General features: G+C 55.5%; 17 protein-coding genes. 3 read left to right on the plus strand and 14 right to left on the minus strand.

What is annotated here, in order from left to right; genetic code table 11:
• Window positions 1–446: metal-dependent hydrolase (locus M989_RS13610; RefSeq protein ID WP_064546166.1), on the plus strand; the 446-nt coding region annotated here is incomplete at its 5' end.
• Window positions 447–624: 178 nt separating this feature from the next.
• The gene (locus M989_RS13615; protein ID WP_064546169.1) at window positions 625–2,016 is read left to right on the plus strand and encodes an L-cystine transporter; all 1,392 of its coding nucleotides are present in this window, start codon (window positions 625–627) and stop codon (window positions 2,014–2,016) included.
• A 66-nt stretch (window positions 2,017–2,082) separates the two neighbouring features.
• Here M989_RS13615 and cedA read toward each other — a convergent pair whose 3' ends face one another.
• From cedA to osmE, 8 genes are all read right to left on the minus strand, one after another.
• Window positions 2,083–2,322 (minus strand): cell division activator CedA, encoded by a 240-nt coding sequence (cedA, locus tag M989_RS13620; protein WP_064546171.1) that lies wholly within the window; start codon window positions 2,320–2,322, stop codon window positions 2,083–2,085.
• A 133-nt stretch (window positions 2,323–2,455) separates the two neighbouring features.
• A complete protein-coding gene (gene chbG / locus M989_RS13625; RefSeq protein ID WP_064546173.1) occupies window positions 2,456–3,211 on the minus strand; it encodes a chitin disaccharide deacetylase in 756 nt (251 codons plus the stop codon).
• Window positions 3,212–3,222: 11 nt separating this feature from the next.
• The gene (locus M989_RS13630) at window positions 3,223–4,569 is read right to left on the minus strand and encodes a 6-phospho-beta-glucosidase (protein ID WP_064546175.1); all 1,347 of its coding nucleotides are present in this window, start codon (window positions 4,567–4,569) and stop codon (window positions 3,223–3,225) included.
• Between the two features lie 104 nt (window positions 4,570–4,673).
• Window positions 4,674–5,498 (minus strand): transcriptional regulator ChbR, encoded by an 825-nt coding sequence (gene chbR / locus M989_RS13635; protein WP_100249979.1) that lies wholly within the window; start codon window positions 5,496–5,498, stop codon window positions 4,674–4,676.
• A gap of 25 nt (window positions 5,499–5,523) precedes the next feature.
• Window positions 5,524–5,871: a PTS N,N'-diacetylchitobiose transporter subunit IIA gene (gene chbA / locus M989_RS13640; RefSeq protein WP_064546179.1), complete on the minus strand. Its 348-nt coding sequence runs from the start codon at window positions 5,869–5,871 to the stop codon at window positions 5,524–5,526.
• A 56-nt stretch (window positions 5,872–5,927) separates the two neighbouring features.
• Window positions 5,928–7,286 (minus strand): PTS N,N'-diacetylchitobiose transporter subunit IIC, encoded by a 1,359-nt coding sequence (chbC, locus tag M989_RS13645; RefSeq protein WP_064546181.1) that lies wholly within the window; start codon window positions 7,284–7,286, stop codon window positions 5,928–5,930.
• A 79-nt stretch (window positions 7,287–7,365) separates the two neighbouring features.
• Entirely contained in the window at window positions 7,366–7,686 is a 321-nt protein-coding gene (locus M989_RS13650) for a PTS sugar transporter subunit IIB (protein ID WP_064546183.1), read from the minus strand.
• 285 nt (window positions 7,687–7,971) lie between these two features.
• A complete protein-coding gene (gene osmE, locus M989_RS13655; protein ID WP_064546185.1) occupies window positions 7,972–8,313 on the minus strand; it encodes an osmotically-inducible lipoprotein OsmE in 342 nt (113 codons plus the stop codon).
• Window positions 8,314–8,531: 218 nt separating this feature from the next.
• Here osmE and nadE point away from each other — a divergent pair, with 218 nt between their 5' ends.
• Window positions 8,532–9,359 carry an ammonia-dependent NAD(+) synthetase gene (nadE, locus tag M989_RS13660; protein WP_064546187.1) on the plus strand — a complete coding sequence of 276 codons (828 nt, stop codon included), beginning with the start codon at window positions 8,532–8,534 and terminating at the stop codon, window positions 9,357–9,359.
• 82 nt (window positions 9,360–9,441) lie between these two features.
• Here the strand turns inward: nadE and spy are convergent, their stop codons facing one another.
• From spy to astC, 6 genes are all read right to left on the minus strand, one after another.
• Entirely contained in the window at window positions 9,442–9,954 is a 513-nt protein-coding gene (gene spy / locus M989_RS13665) for an ATP-independent periplasmic protein-refolding chaperone Spy (protein ID WP_074398797.1), read from the minus strand.
• 317 nt (window positions 9,955–10,271) lie between these two features.
• A complete protein-coding gene (gene astE / locus M989_RS13670; RefSeq protein WP_064546190.1) occupies window positions 10,272–11,249 on the minus strand; it encodes a succinylglutamate desuccinylase in 978 nt (325 codons plus the stop codon).
• Window positions 11,250–11,258: 9 nt separating this feature from the next.
• A complete protein-coding gene (gene astB / locus M989_RS13675; RefSeq protein WP_064546192.1) occupies window positions 11,259–12,584 on the minus strand; it encodes an N-succinylarginine dihydrolase in 1,326 nt (441 codons plus the stop codon).
• On the minus strand, window positions 12,581–14,059 hold the full coding sequence (astD, locus tag M989_RS13680) for a succinylglutamate-semialdehyde dehydrogenase (RefSeq protein ID WP_064546194.1): 1,479 nt from the start codon (window positions 14,057–14,059) through the stop codon (window positions 12,581–12,583). The genes astB and astD overlap by 4 nt, the downstream gene beginning before the upstream one ends.
• Window positions 14,056–15,090 (minus strand): arginine N-succinyltransferase, encoded by a 1,035-nt coding sequence (astA, locus tag M989_RS13685; protein ID WP_064546196.1) that lies wholly within the window; start codon window positions 15,088–15,090, stop codon window positions 14,056–14,058. Before astA ends, astD begins: the two co-directional genes overlap by 4 nt.
• The gene (gene astC, locus M989_RS13690) at window positions 15,087–16,307 is read right to left on the minus strand and encodes a succinylornithine/acetylornithine transaminase (RefSeq protein WP_064546198.1); all 1,221 of its coding nucleotides are present in this window, start codon (window positions 16,305–16,307) and stop codon (window positions 15,087–15,089) included. Before astC ends, astA begins: the two co-directional genes overlap by 4 nt.
• Window positions 16,308–16,360: the final 53 nt, after the last annotated feature.

Below are 16,360 nucleotides of genomic sequence, written 5' to 3' on the forward strand. Positions count from 1 at the left end.
ACCCGCGTTCTTTCCTGGGGCAACGGCTAAGCTGGCTTTCTAAACCCATTGCGCGAATGTTTGGCCATCGCGGTTTTACCCACAGCCTGCTCGCCGTCTTTGCCGCTCTGACCCTTTTCTATCTGAAAGTGCCGGACAGCTGGATCGTCCCCGCCGATGCCCTACAGGGGATGGTGCTGGGCTATCTGAGCCACATTCTCGCCGACATGCTCACGCCAGCGGGCGTCCCGCTGCTGTGGCCCTGCCGCTGGCGTTTTCGTCTGCCGATTCTCGCACCGCGTAAAGGTAACCAGCTGGAACGCGTTTTGTGTATGGCGCTGTTTGCCTACGCCGTGTTCATGCCGCAGTCGCTGCCGGAAAACAGCGCCATACGCTGGTCATCGTCGATGATAAATTCGCTACAAACCGACTTTAATCGCTTCATTCATCGCCGGGCTGAGCAATAATTCGGCGAAGATCGCATTTTTGGCATAATCCATTCCATTTGGATATAAGCGTACCATTTCAGTTCTGTTAACCTTCTCACATCCAGACAAATCTTTACGGGTTTGTCCTAAAAAGACACCCGCCGCGGCAACACAAAATCGCCGCGAACGGCGTGAAAAAAACTTCAGGAGAACGGGGATGAACTTTCCACTAGTCGCGAACGTAATTGTGTTCGCCGTATTACTGCTGGCGCTGGCGCAAACGCGTCACAAGCAGTGGAGCCTGGCCAAAAAAGTGCTGGTCGGCCTGGTTATCGGTGTGGTCTTTGGCCTGGCGCTGCAGCTGATCTACGGTTCCGATAGCCAGGTGCTGAAGGACTCTATCCAGTGGTTTAACGTGGTCGGTAACGGCTATGTGCAACTGCTGCAAATGATCGTCATGCCGCTGGTCTTCGCCTCCATTCTGAGCGCGGTAGCCCGTCTGCATAATGCCTCTCAGCTGGGTAAAATCAGCGTGCTGACCATCGGCACCCTGCTGTTTACCACGCTTATCGCCGCGCTGGTTGGCGTGCTGGTGACTAACCTGTTCGGCCTGACCGCTGAAGGTCTGGTTCAGGGCACCGCCGAAACCGCACGTCTGAACGCCATTCAAAGCAACTATGTGGGCAAAGTTGCTGACCTGAGCGTACCGCAGCTGCTGCTGTCATTCGTGCCGAAAAACCCGTTTGCAGACCTCACGGGCGCTAACCCAACCTCTATCATCAGCGTTGTTATCTTCGCCGCGTTCCTGGGTGTGGCTGCGCTGAAACTGCTGAAAGATGATGAACCGAAAGGCCAGCGCGTGCTGACCGCTATCGACACCCTGCAAGGCTGGGTAATGAAGCTGGTACGTCTGGTGATGCAGCTGACGCCGTACGGCGTACTGGCGCTGATGACTAAAGTAGTTGCCGGTTCTAACCTGCAAGACATCATCAAGCTGGGCAGCTTCGTCGTGGCATCCTACCTTGGCCTGCTGATCATGTTTGTGGTGCACGGCATTCTGCTGGGCGTCAACGGCGTGAGCCCGCTGAAGTATTTCCGCAAAGTGTGGCCAGTACTGACCTTCGCTTTCACCAGCCGCTCCAGCGCCGCGTCTATTCCGCTGAACGTCGAAGCGCAAACCCGTCGCCTGGGCGTACCGGAATCCATTGCCAGCTTCTCTGCCTCCTTTGGTGCGACCATTGGTCAGAACGGCTGTGCGGGTCTCTACCCGGCCATGCTGGCAGTGATGGTTGCCCCGACCGTTGGCATTAACCCGCTGGATCCGCTGTGGATTGCTACGCTGGTGGGTATGGTTACCGTCAGCTCAGCAGGCGTTGCGGGCGTGGGCGGCGGTGCAACCTTCGCTGCGCTGATCGTGCTGCCCGCGATGGGGCTGCCGGTCACGCTGGTTGCGCTGCTGATTTCCGTGGAACCGCTGATCGACATGGGCCGTACCGCGCTGAACGTCAGCGGTTCCATGACTGCCGGCACCCTGACCAGCCAGTGGCTGCGCCAGACCGACAAAACGGTGCTGAACAGCGAAGAAGATGCCGAACTGGCGCATCGCTAAAGCAGGCCGTTAAAGTAAAAAAAACCGCTGACGACTCAGCGGTTTTTTTATATCCAGCCAACGCGATTAAGCGTCGATCTCCCCTTCCTGGCGCATCTGTACAGCCCAACGCTGGGCAGACTCCGGAATACTGAACGCCTGCGAGCGACAAAACGCGCTGCCCATCAACACAAACGCGACGTACTTTCCACGCAGCAGCCACACATCGCGAAAGCCTTCAACCTTCACGGCGTGATCGGGGGGAGCGGGTTCGGTGCGCGGTACGTAGCTGATAATCTGCCGATTTTGTTGGCGAAGCGGTTTCATAAGCAGTTAAATTCACAATCAGTAAGACAAAGCGGTAAACCCCTATAATAGCAGCATTCGCCAGCGATCGTCATACACAAAAAAGCCCGGCAGGGTCGCTGCCGGGCAAAGGGTTGAGGGGTAACACAACAGATTACACGTCGCGGTAAGTGCCGAGGCGATAGCCCCGCTCCGCAATGGTATATTTCAGCGAAGCAGAGGTCAGGACGTCCAGCTCCGCCAGTCTTGGGTAGCAATAGGCGCTGCCCATAATGGTGTTGTCGACAAATGCCGGATGGCACATCATTTCCAGCGAGGCTTCACCGCGCGCGGTCGAGGCGTCAAGCGCCTGCAGGAACAGGGCTTCAGAGATAGCTTCACCGTAGAACTCACTGCTAAACCCTTCGCTGCTGCGCAGCCCTTCCGGGATGGCAAACGGATACGGGACGGTGCGATCAATCCGCAGCGCAATGCCTTTGGATTTTGCAAACTCGGCCACCAGCGGGAAGATCTGCGGGATCATGTGCACATGGTGATGGCTGTCAAAATGTGTCGGCTCAGCGTCGAACAGGTCGACAAACCGCTGATACTGACACGCCAGCTCGCGTTCAATCTCTTCCAGCGGTAGCGCATCTTCCTCGGCCACCTGCCAGATCCACTTACCGAGCTTGCCATCACGGGCCAGTCCCGGCATCGGCGTCAGCGGTTCACCCAGCGTCAGCACAAAGTGCATACCTACCGCCAGCTCTGGCGTACGGCGGCTCAGTTGAGCCGCGTGGTCAATAGCCGCGCCGTTAACCAGCGCGGTGGTGGACGTGACCAGTCCGTTCTTACAGGCGTCGAGGATGCCGTAGTTCTGCCCTTTACTCAGGCCAAAATCATCGGCGTTCACGATTAACAAACGTTCCATCATGCCTCCTGTCACTGTTTCAGTTTCTCCACGGTGGCAGCGAAGTTCGGCAACCATTTTTCATGGGCCAGAATCAGTTCGCGCGCCAGAATCTCTGCATCTTTATCAGAGTGGATCAGCGGGCTTAAGTTCAGTGCCAACAGCACATCGTTAAATTCACCGCTGATCGCTGCCTGACTGGCCGCGATTTCAAAGCCTTTGATGGTATGGATCAGACCCAGCACTTTCTCGTCAAAATGCGTGACGCGCGGATGCGGTTTCGCACCGTCACGGCCCAGGATGGAAGTGACTTCAATCGACCAATCCGCCGGAATGTTGTCGATATGGCCGTGGTGCGGAATATTCACGTAGTGTTCAGTCTGCTTATCGTTGTAGATAGCGTTAATCACCTCGCATGCCGCATCGGAGTAATAGGCTCCGCCACGCTGTTCCAGCTCTTTCGGCTTGACGTTCAGATCCGGATTTTTGTACAGCTCAAACAGCTGTTTCTCGACCTTCTGCACCACCTGCGCGCGCGCGCCGCCTTTGTAGTACTCGCCCATTTCGATAGCCAGCATCTCTTTCTGCTTGAAGTAGTACAGCAGATAAGAGCACGGCAGCAGGTTCAGAGAACGCAGCAAACCTTCGCTAAACGGCATATCAAAAATATTTTTCACGGTGTTCGCCGACAGCGTACCGGAAGCCACGCCGTCCAGCAGTTCAGCAAAACGAGACTCGCCGTTGACCAGCACATCGCGCACGAAAACCATGTGGTTCAGGCCGAACAGATCGATGGAAAGATCGTCTTTCTCGCTCAGGCGCAGAACGTCGGTGAAGAACATCTTCATGCCGATTGGAATGTTGCATACGCCGATAAAACGTTTGAAATTGGTGTGGCGATAAACCGCTTCGGTCACCATCCCCGCCGGGTTGGTAAAGTTGATAACCCACGCGTTCGGGCAAATTTCTTCGACATCTTTAATGATGTCAAAAATGACCGGAATGGTACGCAGACCTTTAAACAGGCCGCCCGCGCCGTTGGTTTCCTGCCCCAGGTAACCATGGCTCAGCGGGATACGTTCATCTTTCTCACGGGCTTTGAGCTGGCCAACGCGCAGCTGCGTGGTCACAAAGTCGGCACCCTCGAGCGCTTCGCGGCGATTCAGCGTCTTATAGACCTTCATCGGTACGCCGGCTTTTTCCACCATGCGCTGGCAAAGGGCGTGGATGATATCCAGCTTTTCCTGGCCATCTTCAACGTCAACCAGCCACAGTTCGCTGACCGGCAGTTCGTGATAACGTTTGAGAAAACCTTCCAGTAATTCCGGCGTATAGCTGCTACCACCACCAATTGTGACGACTTTTAATTTCTGGCTCATCTTTTTCTCCCTCGTGATCCACAAGTAAACGTGGGTTACCCTCCACATTATACGTGGATAGTTAAAGTCTTTAATTCAAAGCTGCGGCGTTATTCCACAGCGCGTTATTTGATAATCGTCAGCTGTTTGCGATAATTGCTCGGTGTGAATGAGGTCAGCTTCTTAAAAGTTTTAATAAACAAACTTGGGCTACTATAACCTGACTCATACGCGATATCGGTCACCGAGTAATTCGTTATTTCCAGCTGTTTCTTGGCAAAGTTGATGCGGATATCATTAATAATCTGCATCGGCGTTTTACCATAATAGCGTTGGGTGGCTCGGGTTAAATATTCCTGGGTTTTCCCGGATAACTCGACCATATTCTCCAACGCGCCTTCACCAAACTTTAATTTATCGTGCATGGCTTCGACAGTGGATTTTAACCACTGCGGCGTCACATCCTGCGCCTGTTCTTCACGGTGATGGCGTAAACGGTTAATCACGTAGAAGGAAACCAGTTCAATAAATTCGTCAAATTCCGTTTCGCGAAAGTGAAGCGACGAAATAACGGACTCGATATAGCTAAGAAACGTGCTTTTAATCGAATAGACTTGCGAAGCAACCAGCGCAAAGGGAACCAGCGACTGATAGTGGGTATCGAAGAAATCTTTGCTGATCCCGACGTTGAGGATTCGCGTCGCACCAAACTCATAGAAGCTCTGGTGATGTGAACCCATCGGGATGAACACAAAGTCTCCCCGCTCCAGCATAACCCGTTTGCCGTTTATCTCCTGATAGTAGCGCCCGGTCAGTACGATAGTGAATTCGTAGTAGTCATGCTGGTGCAGCCCGCTGATGCTTTCCGTTTTGTTGTAGATGAAGACATGAAAATTCTTACCGTTAAAGAGCTGTTGTTCTCGGGCGGTGTTGATTTCCATGGTGATCATCTTAGGTTGCCTCATAGGGAAAAGCCTATTGTACCTTCTCGTGAAGTTCGATCAATTCAGCAACCAGCTCGCGCGCTAACATTGACGTCATAAGATGATCCTGCGCATGAACCAGCACGAGGCTCACCTTCATACGGCCTTCGCCTTCGTCGCTTTCAATCAGCTGGGTCTGTACACGGTGCGCTTCGCTCAGGGCAACGCGGGACTGTTCCATAGTCGCTTTCGCGCCGGTAAAATCCCCCTGTTTCGCCTGCTTCAGTGCAGCATAGGCCAGGCTACGCGCCTGTCCGGAGTTGATAATCAGGCCCATCACCACTTCTTCGAGATCGTTTTCCTGCACGTCCTCAGCAACGACATTATCCAGATCAAACATATTTATTCCTTTTTTGTTGAGGGCGGTATGGAGACCGGCTCCATACCGCGTTGGCATTAGAACTTCAGCGATTCAGCGATGTCTTCTTCGCTTTCTTCTTCTTCAATAGTGGCCTGCGCTTTGTTCGAGATAATCACGAACGGCAGGTAGACCAGCGTTGAGATACCCAGGTTGAACAGTGCCAGAATCAGTGCGGTTACGCTGCCGTTGGTGTTAAAGAATGCACCCAGACCGGTCGGCATTGTCCACGGCGCCACGTTGGTGATCGGCGGGATAATCCCTAAGGTGTACGCCGTCATGGTGATGGCGGCCAGCAGCGGCTGAATCAGGATGAACGGGATAAACATAACCGGGTTCATGATGATTGGCAGACCAAACAGAATCGGTTCGTTAATCTGGAACAGGCCTGATGGCAGAGCCAGCTTCGCCACCTGACGGTGATCTTCACGACGAGAGGCGATGAAGATAGCGATAATCAGACCCAGAGTCGCACCGGTACCGCCCAGGAAGATGTAGGAGTCGAGCATCGGCTTCGCCCACATATGGAACTGGTGGCCTGCGGCAACCGCAGCTTCAACCGAACCGTACTGCTGGTACAGAGAGATGTTTTCCAGCGCCCATGGGGTCATGATGCCGCTGTCCAGCGCGGAGAGCGCCAGGGAGCCGTGTACACCAAAGAACCACAGCAGCGAAGTAAAGATAACGTAAGCCCAGCCCACAACGTGACCCATCGAGGCCAGCGGCGTAGAGATGGTGTCCATAATGATCTGGTGGAAGTTGGTTCCCCAGTGGGTCAACGCCCAGGAAACGATCCCCATGATGGACAGAATGATAAAGCCAGGAATAACCGCCGAGAAGGAGCGGGAAACCGAGCCCGGTACGCTATCCGGCAGACGGATAACCCAGTTACGGCGCACCACAAAGGTGAACATCTCGGCTACCACCAGACCAATAACGATACCGGAGATGATGTTCGCCCCGCCCAGCCAGTTTGCGCCAACGGCATAGGCTTCACCTACGCTGTAAGGCGTAACGGTCATAAACGCGGCAATCGCAATCAGGCCTGCGGCCATCGGGTCAACTTTGCGCTCTTCCGCTAACGCTGAACCGATAAAGAAAGGCGCCATCAGCGACATAATGCCTAAGGTACCGTTATAAACGTTACCGCCGATGGCTTTAAAGCCGTTTAAAGTTTCAATGGTTGATGCATCCAGACGAATGCCCATTGAATAGAAGAATGAACCTTCGCCAAAGCTCAGAAAAACGTTGTTAATTAATACAAACATGGCCCCCGCAAGGGTCAGCGGCATTAATTTAATAAAACCGTTTTTAATTGCGTTAACGTGTGGCTGCTTTCCTATTTTAACAGCAAAAGGAAGGAGTACCTTTTCAAGCGAATCGATCACTTTACTCATAGAAAATACCCTTAAAGGGCCGCAACAAAATTGCGGCGATTAAATATGAAATAACTCTTTGACGGGAAAAATAATAAAATTACTGCGCAGCTGCTTTTTTAATTGCAGCAACAGCTGCCTTAAGCACACCTAAACCATCGACCTTGCCATACAGCGTTGAATCAATTACCTCGACCGGTTTGTTCGGTAAAATCTTTTTAATATCGTTCAACATATAAGCAATTTGTGGACCGAGTAAAATCACATCCGCTTCCGGCCCTTTTTCTGCCGCAAACGTTTCGGAGAATGCTTCGATCACTACCGGAACTTCGTACTTCTCAGCCTGCGCTCGCATTTTAGATACCAACAGTGACGTGGACATCCCTGCAGAGCAAAAAAGATAGATATGTTTCTTTTCCATTCACGCTTCCTCAACTTGTGAAATCTGTCATCACCGGGCAATGTTCCATGTGCCCACTACCCTCGTATGTAACAGATGAGTTATCTTCTGTTTATGCATTGAGTATACGGCAACAATTTGCCTACCGATAATTCTTAACAGGCAAAAATTGTCTCTCATTGACCTTCGGTTTTGACTGTCTTCACATTTTGCTCAAAATAATTCGCGACAAGAAATAAGCATCAGATCTGATAAAAAAGCCCGACACTGAGGTCGGGCTTTCGTAGGCGTCCTATAAATACACGATTATGACTTAGCGGCAGCCGGGTCCGTGTCGTACTCGGCGCATGTCTGGTAGCCAGAGTTGATGACGTGGCCAGTTTCATCAAGGGCCACAAAGTAGGTTTCCGCTTTACCATCTCGTTGACCCAGGATATAGGTCTGGCAGGTGCCGCGAGCGTGAATCATGGTGACTTCAGAAGACGGTTTGCCGGCAATTTGCATTACCTGTGAACGGCTCATCCCTTTTTTAACATCTTTGACCACCGGCTGAGTAAACTGATCTTTAGTACGATCGTATGCAGTACAACCCGCCAGCATTGCCAGCACGGTGGCGGCGCCCAGAAGCCCTACGACTTTTTTATTCATGTTCCCTCTCCTTTCGTTCAATGTGTAATAAGCGTGGGATAAATATTGCTATTTATCAACCAATACGCCGAAATCAATCTCATCAGGACCGAAAAATCGGATTAATTTACCGCAGTCAAAACTGTGATCCTTGTCGTTTTACCGTCAAAGAGGTAGCTTTAACACTTTGTTCTGATGGGCTAACGGCAAGGCTGGCACACTACATTCCGGAGGGGTAAATGGCATTACAACAAGAAATTATTCAGGCGCTCGGCGCAAAACCGCAGATTGAGGTACAAGAAGAGATCCGTCGCAGCGTGGATTTTCTTAAGTCATACCTGAAGACCTATCCGTTTATCAAATCACTGGTGCTGGGCATCAGCGGCGGCCAGGACTCTACCCTGACCGGTAAACTGTGCCAGCAGGCCATCAATGAGCTGCGGGCGGAAAGCGGCGATAGCGCGCTGCAGTTTATCGCTGTACGCTTGCCCTACGGCGTTCAGGCCGACGAACAGGACTGCCAGGACGCGATTGCTTTCATCCAGCCGGATCGCGTGCTGACCGTAAATATTAAAGGTGCCGTATTGGCCAGCGAGCAGGCGCTGCGTGAAGCGGGTATCGAGCTGAGCGACTTTGTTCGCGGCAACGAAAAAGCCCGCGAACGTATGAAAGCCCAGTACAGCATTGCTGGCATGACCCACGGCGTGGTGGTTGGCACCGATCACGCCGCGGAAGCCATCACCGGCTTCTTTACGAAGTACGGCGACGGCGGCACCGACATTAACCCGATCTTCCGTCTCAATAAACGCCAGGGCAAACAGCTGCTGGCCGCCCTCGGCTGCCCGGAGCATCTTTATAAGAAAGCCCCCACCGCCGATCTTGAAGATGACCGCCCTTCTCTGCCAGACGAAGTGGCGCTGGGCGTTACCTACGACAATATTGACGATTATCTGGAAGGCAAAGCGCTGGCGCCAGAGCTGGCGAAGACCATCGAAGGCTGGTATCTGAAGACCGAGCATAAGCGCCGTCCGCCGATTACCGTGTTTGATGATTTCTGGAAGAAATAAAGAAGAAAACCGCCGGAGCTGCCCATGGCCTTTTGGCATTTATGAGCAACTTCGGCGGTCTTAAGACAGTGTGCCGAGTGGATTATTCGGCAGGCGCAGCAGGCATTTTACCTTCTGGCGCTTTGTGTTCTGTCAGACGCTTCTCAAAATTAGCATTAAACTGCTTTTTCTGTTCCGGGGTTAAGATGTTGTAAATCTTGTTCTGGGTTTCCAGACGAGACAGCATCATGGCTTTATGCTGCTCCTCCATCTTCGTAATCTGCGCTTCCGCTTTCGCTTTATCGAAGCTGTCGCTGGCAATCAGGTCATGCATGGCGCGCATCTCTTCCTGCGGCGGACGTTTCATATGTTCGCGGTTGTCTTTCATAATGTCGCGAATCTGCTGTTTCTGCGCATCGGTCAGGTTCAGCCCCTGGAACATCATATCGTGACGCGGGCCCATCTTACCTTTGTGATGATGCATCATTTTACCGGCTGGCTGCGTGGCGTCGGCGGTAGTGGTGGTCGTAGAGGTTGTGTCTGCCGCATGAGCCAGATTAGCCGCGCCCAGAGCCAGAGTAGAAGCAACAAACAGTGCAGTTAATTTTTTCATCATCAAGTCCTTACTTTCAGTTATTCTGACGGCGCATTGCCGTGTTGACGAGATTAACTTTACGGGGTTTATCGTCAATTAATCAGAGCGTGAGTAAAACAATGAAAGTGTAAAAAACAATTTTTCGCCAATTATGATGAAATTAAGGATAAAGTGTGGAGAGTTGCAATGAAAATATTCAATACAATGATTAACAAGGGAATTTTTCAAAATTATAAAGCAGGGTCGATTATTAATAAAGCGATATTCCAGGAATAATCCGTAATACCTTCAGACGCAAAAATAAAAAGCCGCAACGCTGAGTTGTGCGGCTTTGTTCGCTATATCGCAGGCGGGCAACGTTCTAACATCAGGCCAGCACGCAACCCCAACGCCACGTCCGGGTTGGGGAACAAGACATACTCACAGGCCGATTCCACCACGTAGCGCGTATCACCGTCTTCCGCCAACAGAGTCCCCTTTGCGAAAGGCGTGAAGTTCAGCGTCTGCGCTGACATATGCAGCCGAAAGTCCGCGCTGCGGCGGGTAATCTGCTGCACCACCCGGTAGTAAAGGGGCGTCGATGCTGCCCCACCGCCAGATTCCCCCGCCAGCAAATTCGCCAGCTGTCGCTCAACCAGCGCGAACTGGCTAAGATCGTTTTGTCCGAAAGGGCGAGCCTTACCCAGCTCCAGCGTGCAGGACAGCGCGTCAAACGTCTCGCAGGTAAAATGGGTAAACGTTCCCCCCGGCGCCTGATGAAACACCAGCGCCTGCAGTCCCGCCGAGCCCAGCCAGCGTAAAAACTCCGCATCCCACGGGGTCTCTCGCATCGGTAATACGCCAAAACGCGGGTGATGAGAACCGCGAATGGCGGTATGCATATCGAGATGCCAGCGCGTCTCAGCCGGGCAGCGCTGATAAAACGCCGCCACGGTCTGCTCGAGGCTGGCGGCACGCACGGTTTCATCACTCACCGGGAAATGCCGCCAACGGGCGCCAAACATCCGGTTGAGATCGCTGTGCAGATAGCGTTTGTTATCGCGCAGCGCTGGCGGGTTACCCAACACCACCAGCAAATGCCAGCGTAGCGTCTGCTTGCCGCTTATCAGTGCGGCCAGTAGGTTATCGAGAATTTCAACCGGCGCGGTTTCGTTGCCGTGAATCCCCGCTGACAGCACCATTGCCCGCGAACAGGGGCGATGCGGCGTCAGTTGCAATACGCCCGCCTCACGCCACTCCCAGTGAAAACTTGCCGTCTCACCCTCAGGCTGCGGCGGTAACCTCCCCGCTAGCGTCAACGCCAGAAATTGTTTCATGCCGCCTCCTTAGCGCTGAAAAGGGTAGATCGATCCTAACTGTAAAATCTGGGTCAACCTGTCCAGCGCTTCGCGCCCTTCCACCAGCAGCTGCGGGTCGGCGAGATCGGCCTGCGTCAGCCGATCGCGGTAATAGCAGTCGACCCAGTCATTGAGTGTGGCAAATAGCGTATCGTTCATCATCACCGCCGGGTTCACCGCCCTGCGCTCATCCTCGGTCAACACCACCCGCAGGCGCAGACACGCAGGCCCACCGCCGTTGGCCATGCTTTCGCGCAGGTCGAACACCTTCAGTTCGTCAATCGGATTATCCTGCGCCAGCAGCGCGTTGAGGTAACGCCAGACGCGCGGGTGCTCCTGCGCTTCGCCCGGCAGTACCAGCAACATGCTGCCGTCGGGTTTACTGAGCAGTTGGCTGTTAAACAAATAGGTCTCCACCGCTTCGGCAACCGTCACCTTCGAGGAGGGAACCTCAATCGGCATAAACTCCGGTACTTTCTGCGCCAGCTGGCGCAGCAGTCCCGGCTGATCGACAAACGCCTGTTCATGACAAAACAGCACCTGTCGGTTACTGACGGCGATCACATCGTTGTGGAACACGCCCCGATCGATCACCTGCGGGTTTTGCTGAGCGAAAATCACCTGATGAGGGTTGAGCTGATTGAGGCGCGCCACCGCCTCGCTGGCGGCACGCGTCTGGCGCGCCGGATAGCGCTGCGGCTGACGCGCGTTCAGCGAATCGCGACCGTAGATAAACAGCTGCGTCCCCGGCTGCCCATAGTCACGCCCCAGCCGGTTATGGTTCGCCGCCCCTTCGTCGCCCAGCGCCGCCACCGATGGCAGCGGACCGTGTACGGCAAAATGCGCCGGATGTGCAAATATGGCCTGCAGCACGGCCTGAGTCGTCGGCGCTTCGCTCGCGCGGTGCAGCAGGCTACTGAGGTTGGCGACCGTCAGGTGCACCTTGCCATCTAAGGCATCCGCCGAGGGGCATACCGTCGCCGCGTTCGCGACCCACATTGCCGACGCCGAACTGGCCGCGCTCAACAGTTCCGGTGCCTGTGCGGCAGCTTTCGCCACCACCTGCTCATCGCGGCCGCTAAAACCAAGCTGGCGCAGAAGCGCCACGTTCGGTCGCTCCTGCGGTGGGATCACGCCTTGCGGAAAACCGGCATCCGCCAGCGCCTTCATTTTCAGCACCCCCTGCTTCGCCGCCCGCTGCGGGTTCGAAATTTGGTACTGGTTGCGGGTCGAGGCCTCATTGCCAAACGACAATCCGGCATAGTGATGCGTTAGCCCCGGCAGGCCGTCAAAATTCACCTCCCAGGCGTTCATGATGGCACCTCGCGCTGGAAATCCAGCCCCGGGTTGAGCGTCGCCGGCAAGGTTGCCGTCGGTGCTTCAAGGCTGGCCATCGGCCACGCGCAATAATCAGCGGCATACCAGGCCCCCGGACGATGGTTGCCGGAGGCGCCGACGCCACCAAACGGCGCGGTGCTGGCCGCCCCGGTTAGCGGTTTATTCCAGTTCACGATACCGGCCCGCGCTTCCAGCAGCAGGCGCTCAAATTTATCCCGTTCCGGCGAAATCAGCCCGCAGGACAGCCCATAGCGCGTTGCATTGGCCAGCGCGATAGCCTGGTCGAAATCATCATAGCGCCAGACGCCCAGCAGCGGCCCGAACACCTCTTCATCGGCAATATCATGCGCTTCGCTCAGCTCAACAATTCCCGGCGTCAGCAGCGAGGTACCCGGCTGTAACAAACGCGGTGCCAGCAGCGTCACGCCGCCATGTTCCACCTGCATCTGCCAGGCCTGATGCACGCGCTCTGCCGCCTGCGCCGAGATCAGCCCGCCAATAAACGGCTGCGGCTCGGCATCCCAGGCCGCGGGAATTATGCGCCCGCTCACCTCCACCAGCCGCTGCAAGAAAGCATCACCCAGCGCGCCGCGCTTGACCAGCAGCCGGCGCGCACAGGTACAGCGCTGCCCGGCGGTAATAAACGCCGATTGAATGGTCAGGTGCACCGCGGCATCGATATCCGTGGGTTCATCAACGATCAGCGGATTGTTGCCGCCCATTTCCAGCGCCAGCATTTTTTGCGGCTGCCCGGCAAGCTGGCGATGCAGATGGAAACCGGTCGCGGAACTGCCGGTGAACAACATGCCGTCGAGGCCCGGCTGGACGCTCAGCGCTTCACCGGTCTCACGCCCGCCCTGCACTAGATTGAGTACCCCCGGCGGCAGCCCCGCCTGTTCCCAGAGCTTCACGACGGCCAGGGCGCAGTCCGGCGCCAGTTCGCTGGGCTTAAACACCAGCGTATTCCCAGCCAGCAGCGCGGGAACGATATGGCCGTTCGGCAGATGACCGGGAAAATTATAGGGGCCGAACACCGCCAGCACGCCGTGTGGCCGATGGCGCAGCGTCGCCGCGCCATCGGCCATATCGGCATGGCTTTCGCCGGTCCGGCTATGATAAGCCTTCACGGAAATGGCGATTTTATTGATCATCGCCGCCACTTCGGTCGCCGCTTCCCAGCGCGGTTTCGCCGTCTCGCGGGCGATAGTCTCCGTCAGCGCCGCTTTATTTGCCTCCAGCAGACTGGCAAACGTTTCAACCATCTGCTGACGTTCGCTGAACGCGCGCTTCGCCCAGGCCGGAAAGGCCTGCCGGGCCGCATCTACGGCGGACTCCACCTGGAGGGCGCTGGCATCGTGCCCTTGCCATACCGTTTCGCCGCTAACCGGATTGGTCCGTTGACGACGCGGCCCCTCGCCGATCAGCCATTTCCCATTAATCCATAGGCTCATATTTTTTTCTCCTCAGGGCACAGGCGGACCAGGCGAACCGCATCGCCCGGATGGCAGTTCAGGGCATCCAGTTGCTCAGCGTTTAACGTCAGGGTTTCGCCCGCCGGGTCGGCGTGCACCAGCATGGCGCGATAGTGCTGATACTGTTCATTCGCGACCACGCAAAGCGGCAGCTCTGTACCGCCGGGCTCTCCTTCTGTCACCGTCACCAGGCGACTTTTGCGCACCGCGCGCACCCGGTCAATTTCGCACTCCAGCGTCGGACCGCCGTCAAAAATGTCGACATAATCGCGATAGCGGAAGCCTTCTTTCTCCAGCACGGCTCGCGCAGGCGCGGTTTGCGGATGAACCTGCCCGATCACCGCGCGGGCTTCTTCACTGAGAAAATCGGTGTAGATCGGATGTTTTGGCATCAGTTCAGCAATAAACGCCTTCTGGCCGGTACCGCACAGATAGTCGGCGCGGGCAAACTCCATTGAGAAGAAGCGTTTTCCCAGGCTTTCCCAGAACGGCGAGTAGCCATGTTCGTCAATCACACCGCGCATTTCCGCCACCACCTTATTGTTGAAGCGATCGCGGAAGGCAGCCATAAATAAGAAGCGCGAGGATGACAGCAGATGACCGTTGCTCTCTTTGCGCCATGCGGGGTCAAGGAACAGCGTACACAGTTCGCTGCTGCCGGTGTGATCGTTGGTCAAAAACAGCGTTGGCAGCGCGTTATAGACGTTTAACTCCTTCGAGGCATGCACCAGCGTCCCTACCCGATAGTTGTACCAGGGGTCGTTGATCCCGACCGCCACTTCGATAGCGCAAACACCGACCACCGCGCCGCTGCGGGTATCTTCCAGCACGAAAACGTACCCCTGGTCACCGCGCGGCAACGTTCCCTGCCAGGTCGCCTGCGAGCGGGCGATACGCGCCGCCAGCGTCTGTTCATCGGCGGGCAGCGAGGTCAGCCCGCCGCCCGTTTCCCCTGCCAGGGTCAAGAGGCCGGGGAGATCGCCAGCCCCAACCGGACGGATAATCATCATGATGACTCTCCCGCGACAAAACGTTCACAGGCGGCGGCGAAGCGGTTGAGACCGAGGGTCACATCCTCTTCTTTGACGATAAGCGCCGGAGCAAAACGCACCACGTTGGCCCCGGCAATCAGCACCATCAGCCCTTCGTCGGCGGCCAACAGGCTTATCTGTTTGGCCTTACCGGCATATTCATCGCGCAGCGCGCAGCCAATCAGCAGGCCGACGCCGCGAATCTCTTTAAACAGCCCAAACTGCGCGTTAATCGCCTGCAGCCGTTCTTTAAACCACTGCTCGCGCTGCTTCACGCCGTTGAGCACCTGTGGGGTGTTGATAATCGACAGTACCTCGCCGGCGACCGCACAGGCTAACGGATTGCCGCCGTAGGTTGTGCCGTGGGTGCCCACCGTCATTACGCTGGCAAAGGCTTCGCTCGCCAGCAGCGCGCCGATCGGGAATCCGCCGCCCAGCGCTTTTGCCGTGGTGAGCAGGTCCGGCGTGACGCCGTAGTGCATATAGGCATAGAGCTCACCGGTGCGCCCCACGCCGGTCTGTACCTCGTCAAAAATCAGCGCCGCGTGGTGGCGATCGCACAACGCGCGCAGCTCTTGCAAAAACTCAAGCGATGCCGGGATCACGCCGCCTTCTCCCTGGATAGGCTCCACAATCACCGCGCAGGTATCGTCGTCAATCAGTACTCGGGCGGAGTCGATGTCGTTGTAGACGCCGTGGCAAATATCCGGCGGCAGCGGCGCGAAATCCTGTGAGTAGGCGGGCTGTCCCCCGGCGCTCACGGTAAACAGCGTGCGGCCATGAAATGCGTTTTTAAACGCCACGATGCCGCTCTTGTGGCTGCCAAAGCGATCATGGGCATATTTACGCGCCGTCTTCAGCGCCGCTTCGTTAGCCTCCGCGCCCGAGTTACAGAAAAAGATGCGATCGGCGAAGGTGGCGTCAATCAGCTGTTTCGCCAGCCGCAGCGCCGGTTCATTGGTGTAACCGTTCCCGGTATGCCAGAATTTCCCCGCCTGTTCGGTCAGCGCGCGGATCATCGCCGGGTGGGCGTGCCCGAGTGCGTTCACGGCAATCCCCCCCGCAAAATCGACATAGCCTTTACCCTGTTGATCCCACAGCCAGGCGCCCTCACCGCGTACCGGAATAAACGGTGCCGGTGCGTAAACCGGCATCATCCACTGATCAAAATCTTGACGGCTGATTGACTGAGACATAGCGACCTCGACAGGTAAATAAATGGTTTATTTTTTGTTAATTAATTGAGTGC

This window comes from Kluyvera georgiana ATCC 51603 (genome assembly GCF_001654985.1).
Taxonomy (GTDB): Bacteria; Pseudomonadota; Gammaproteobacteria; order Enterobacterales; family Enterobacteriaceae; genus Kluyvera; species Kluyvera georgiana.

Coding starts and splice junctions, on each gene's coding strand:
- M989_RS13615 (WP_064546169.1), top strand. CDS start 625: ATGAACTTTCCACTAGTCGCGAACGTAATTGTGTTCGCCGTATTACTG.
- cedA (WP_064546171.1), bottom strand. CDS start 2,322: ATGAAACCGCTTCGCCAACAAAATCGGCAGATTATCAGCTACGTACCG.
- chbG (WP_064546173.1), bottom strand. CDS start 3,211: ATGGAACGTTTGTTAATCGTGAACGCCGATGATTTTGGCCTGAGTAAA.
- M989_RS13630 (WP_064546175.1), bottom strand. CDS start 4,569: ATGAGCCAGAAATTAAAAGTCGTCACAATTGGTGGTGGTAGCAGCTAT.
- chbR (WP_100249979.1), bottom strand. CDS start 5,498: ATGATCACCATGGAAATCAACACCGCCCGAGAACAACAGCTCTTTAAC.
- chbA (WP_064546179.1), bottom strand. CDS start 5,871: ATGTTTGATCTGGATAATGTCGTTGCTGAGGACGTGCAGGAAAACGAT.
- chbC (WP_064546181.1), bottom strand. CDS start 7,286: ATGAGTAAAGTGATCGATTCGCTTGAAAAGGTACTCCTTCCTTTTGCT.
- M989_RS13650 (WP_064546183.1), bottom strand. CDS start 7,686: ATGGAAAAGAAACATATCTATCTTTTTTGCTCTGCAGGGATGTCCACG.
- osmE (WP_064546185.1), bottom strand. CDS start 8,313: ATGAATAAAAAAGTCGTAGGGCTTCTGGGCGCCGCCACCGTGCTGGCA.
- nadE (WP_064546187.1), top strand. CDS start 8,532: ATGGCATTACAACAAGAAATTATTCAGGCGCTCGGCGCAAAACCGCAG.
- spy (WP_074398797.1), bottom strand. CDS start 9,954: ATGATGAAAAAATTAACTGCACTGTTTGTTGCTTCTACTCTGGCTCTG.
- astE (WP_064546190.1), bottom strand. CDS start 11,249: ATGAAACAATTTCTGGCGTTGACGCTAGCGGGGAGGTTACCGCCGCAG.
- astB (WP_064546192.1), bottom strand. CDS start 12,584: ATGAACGCCTGGGAGGTGAATTTTGACGGCCTGCCGGGGCTAACGCAT.
- astD (WP_064546194.1), bottom strand. CDS start 14,059: ATGAGCCTATGGATTAATGGGAAATGGCTGATCGGCGAGGGGCCGCGT.
- astA (WP_064546196.1), bottom strand. CDS start 15,090: ATGATGATTATCCGTCCGGTTGGGGCTGGCGATCTCCCCGGCCTCTTG.
- astC (WP_064546198.1), bottom strand. CDS start 16,307: ATGTCTCAGTCAATCAGCCGTCAAGATTTTGATCAGTGGATGATGCCG.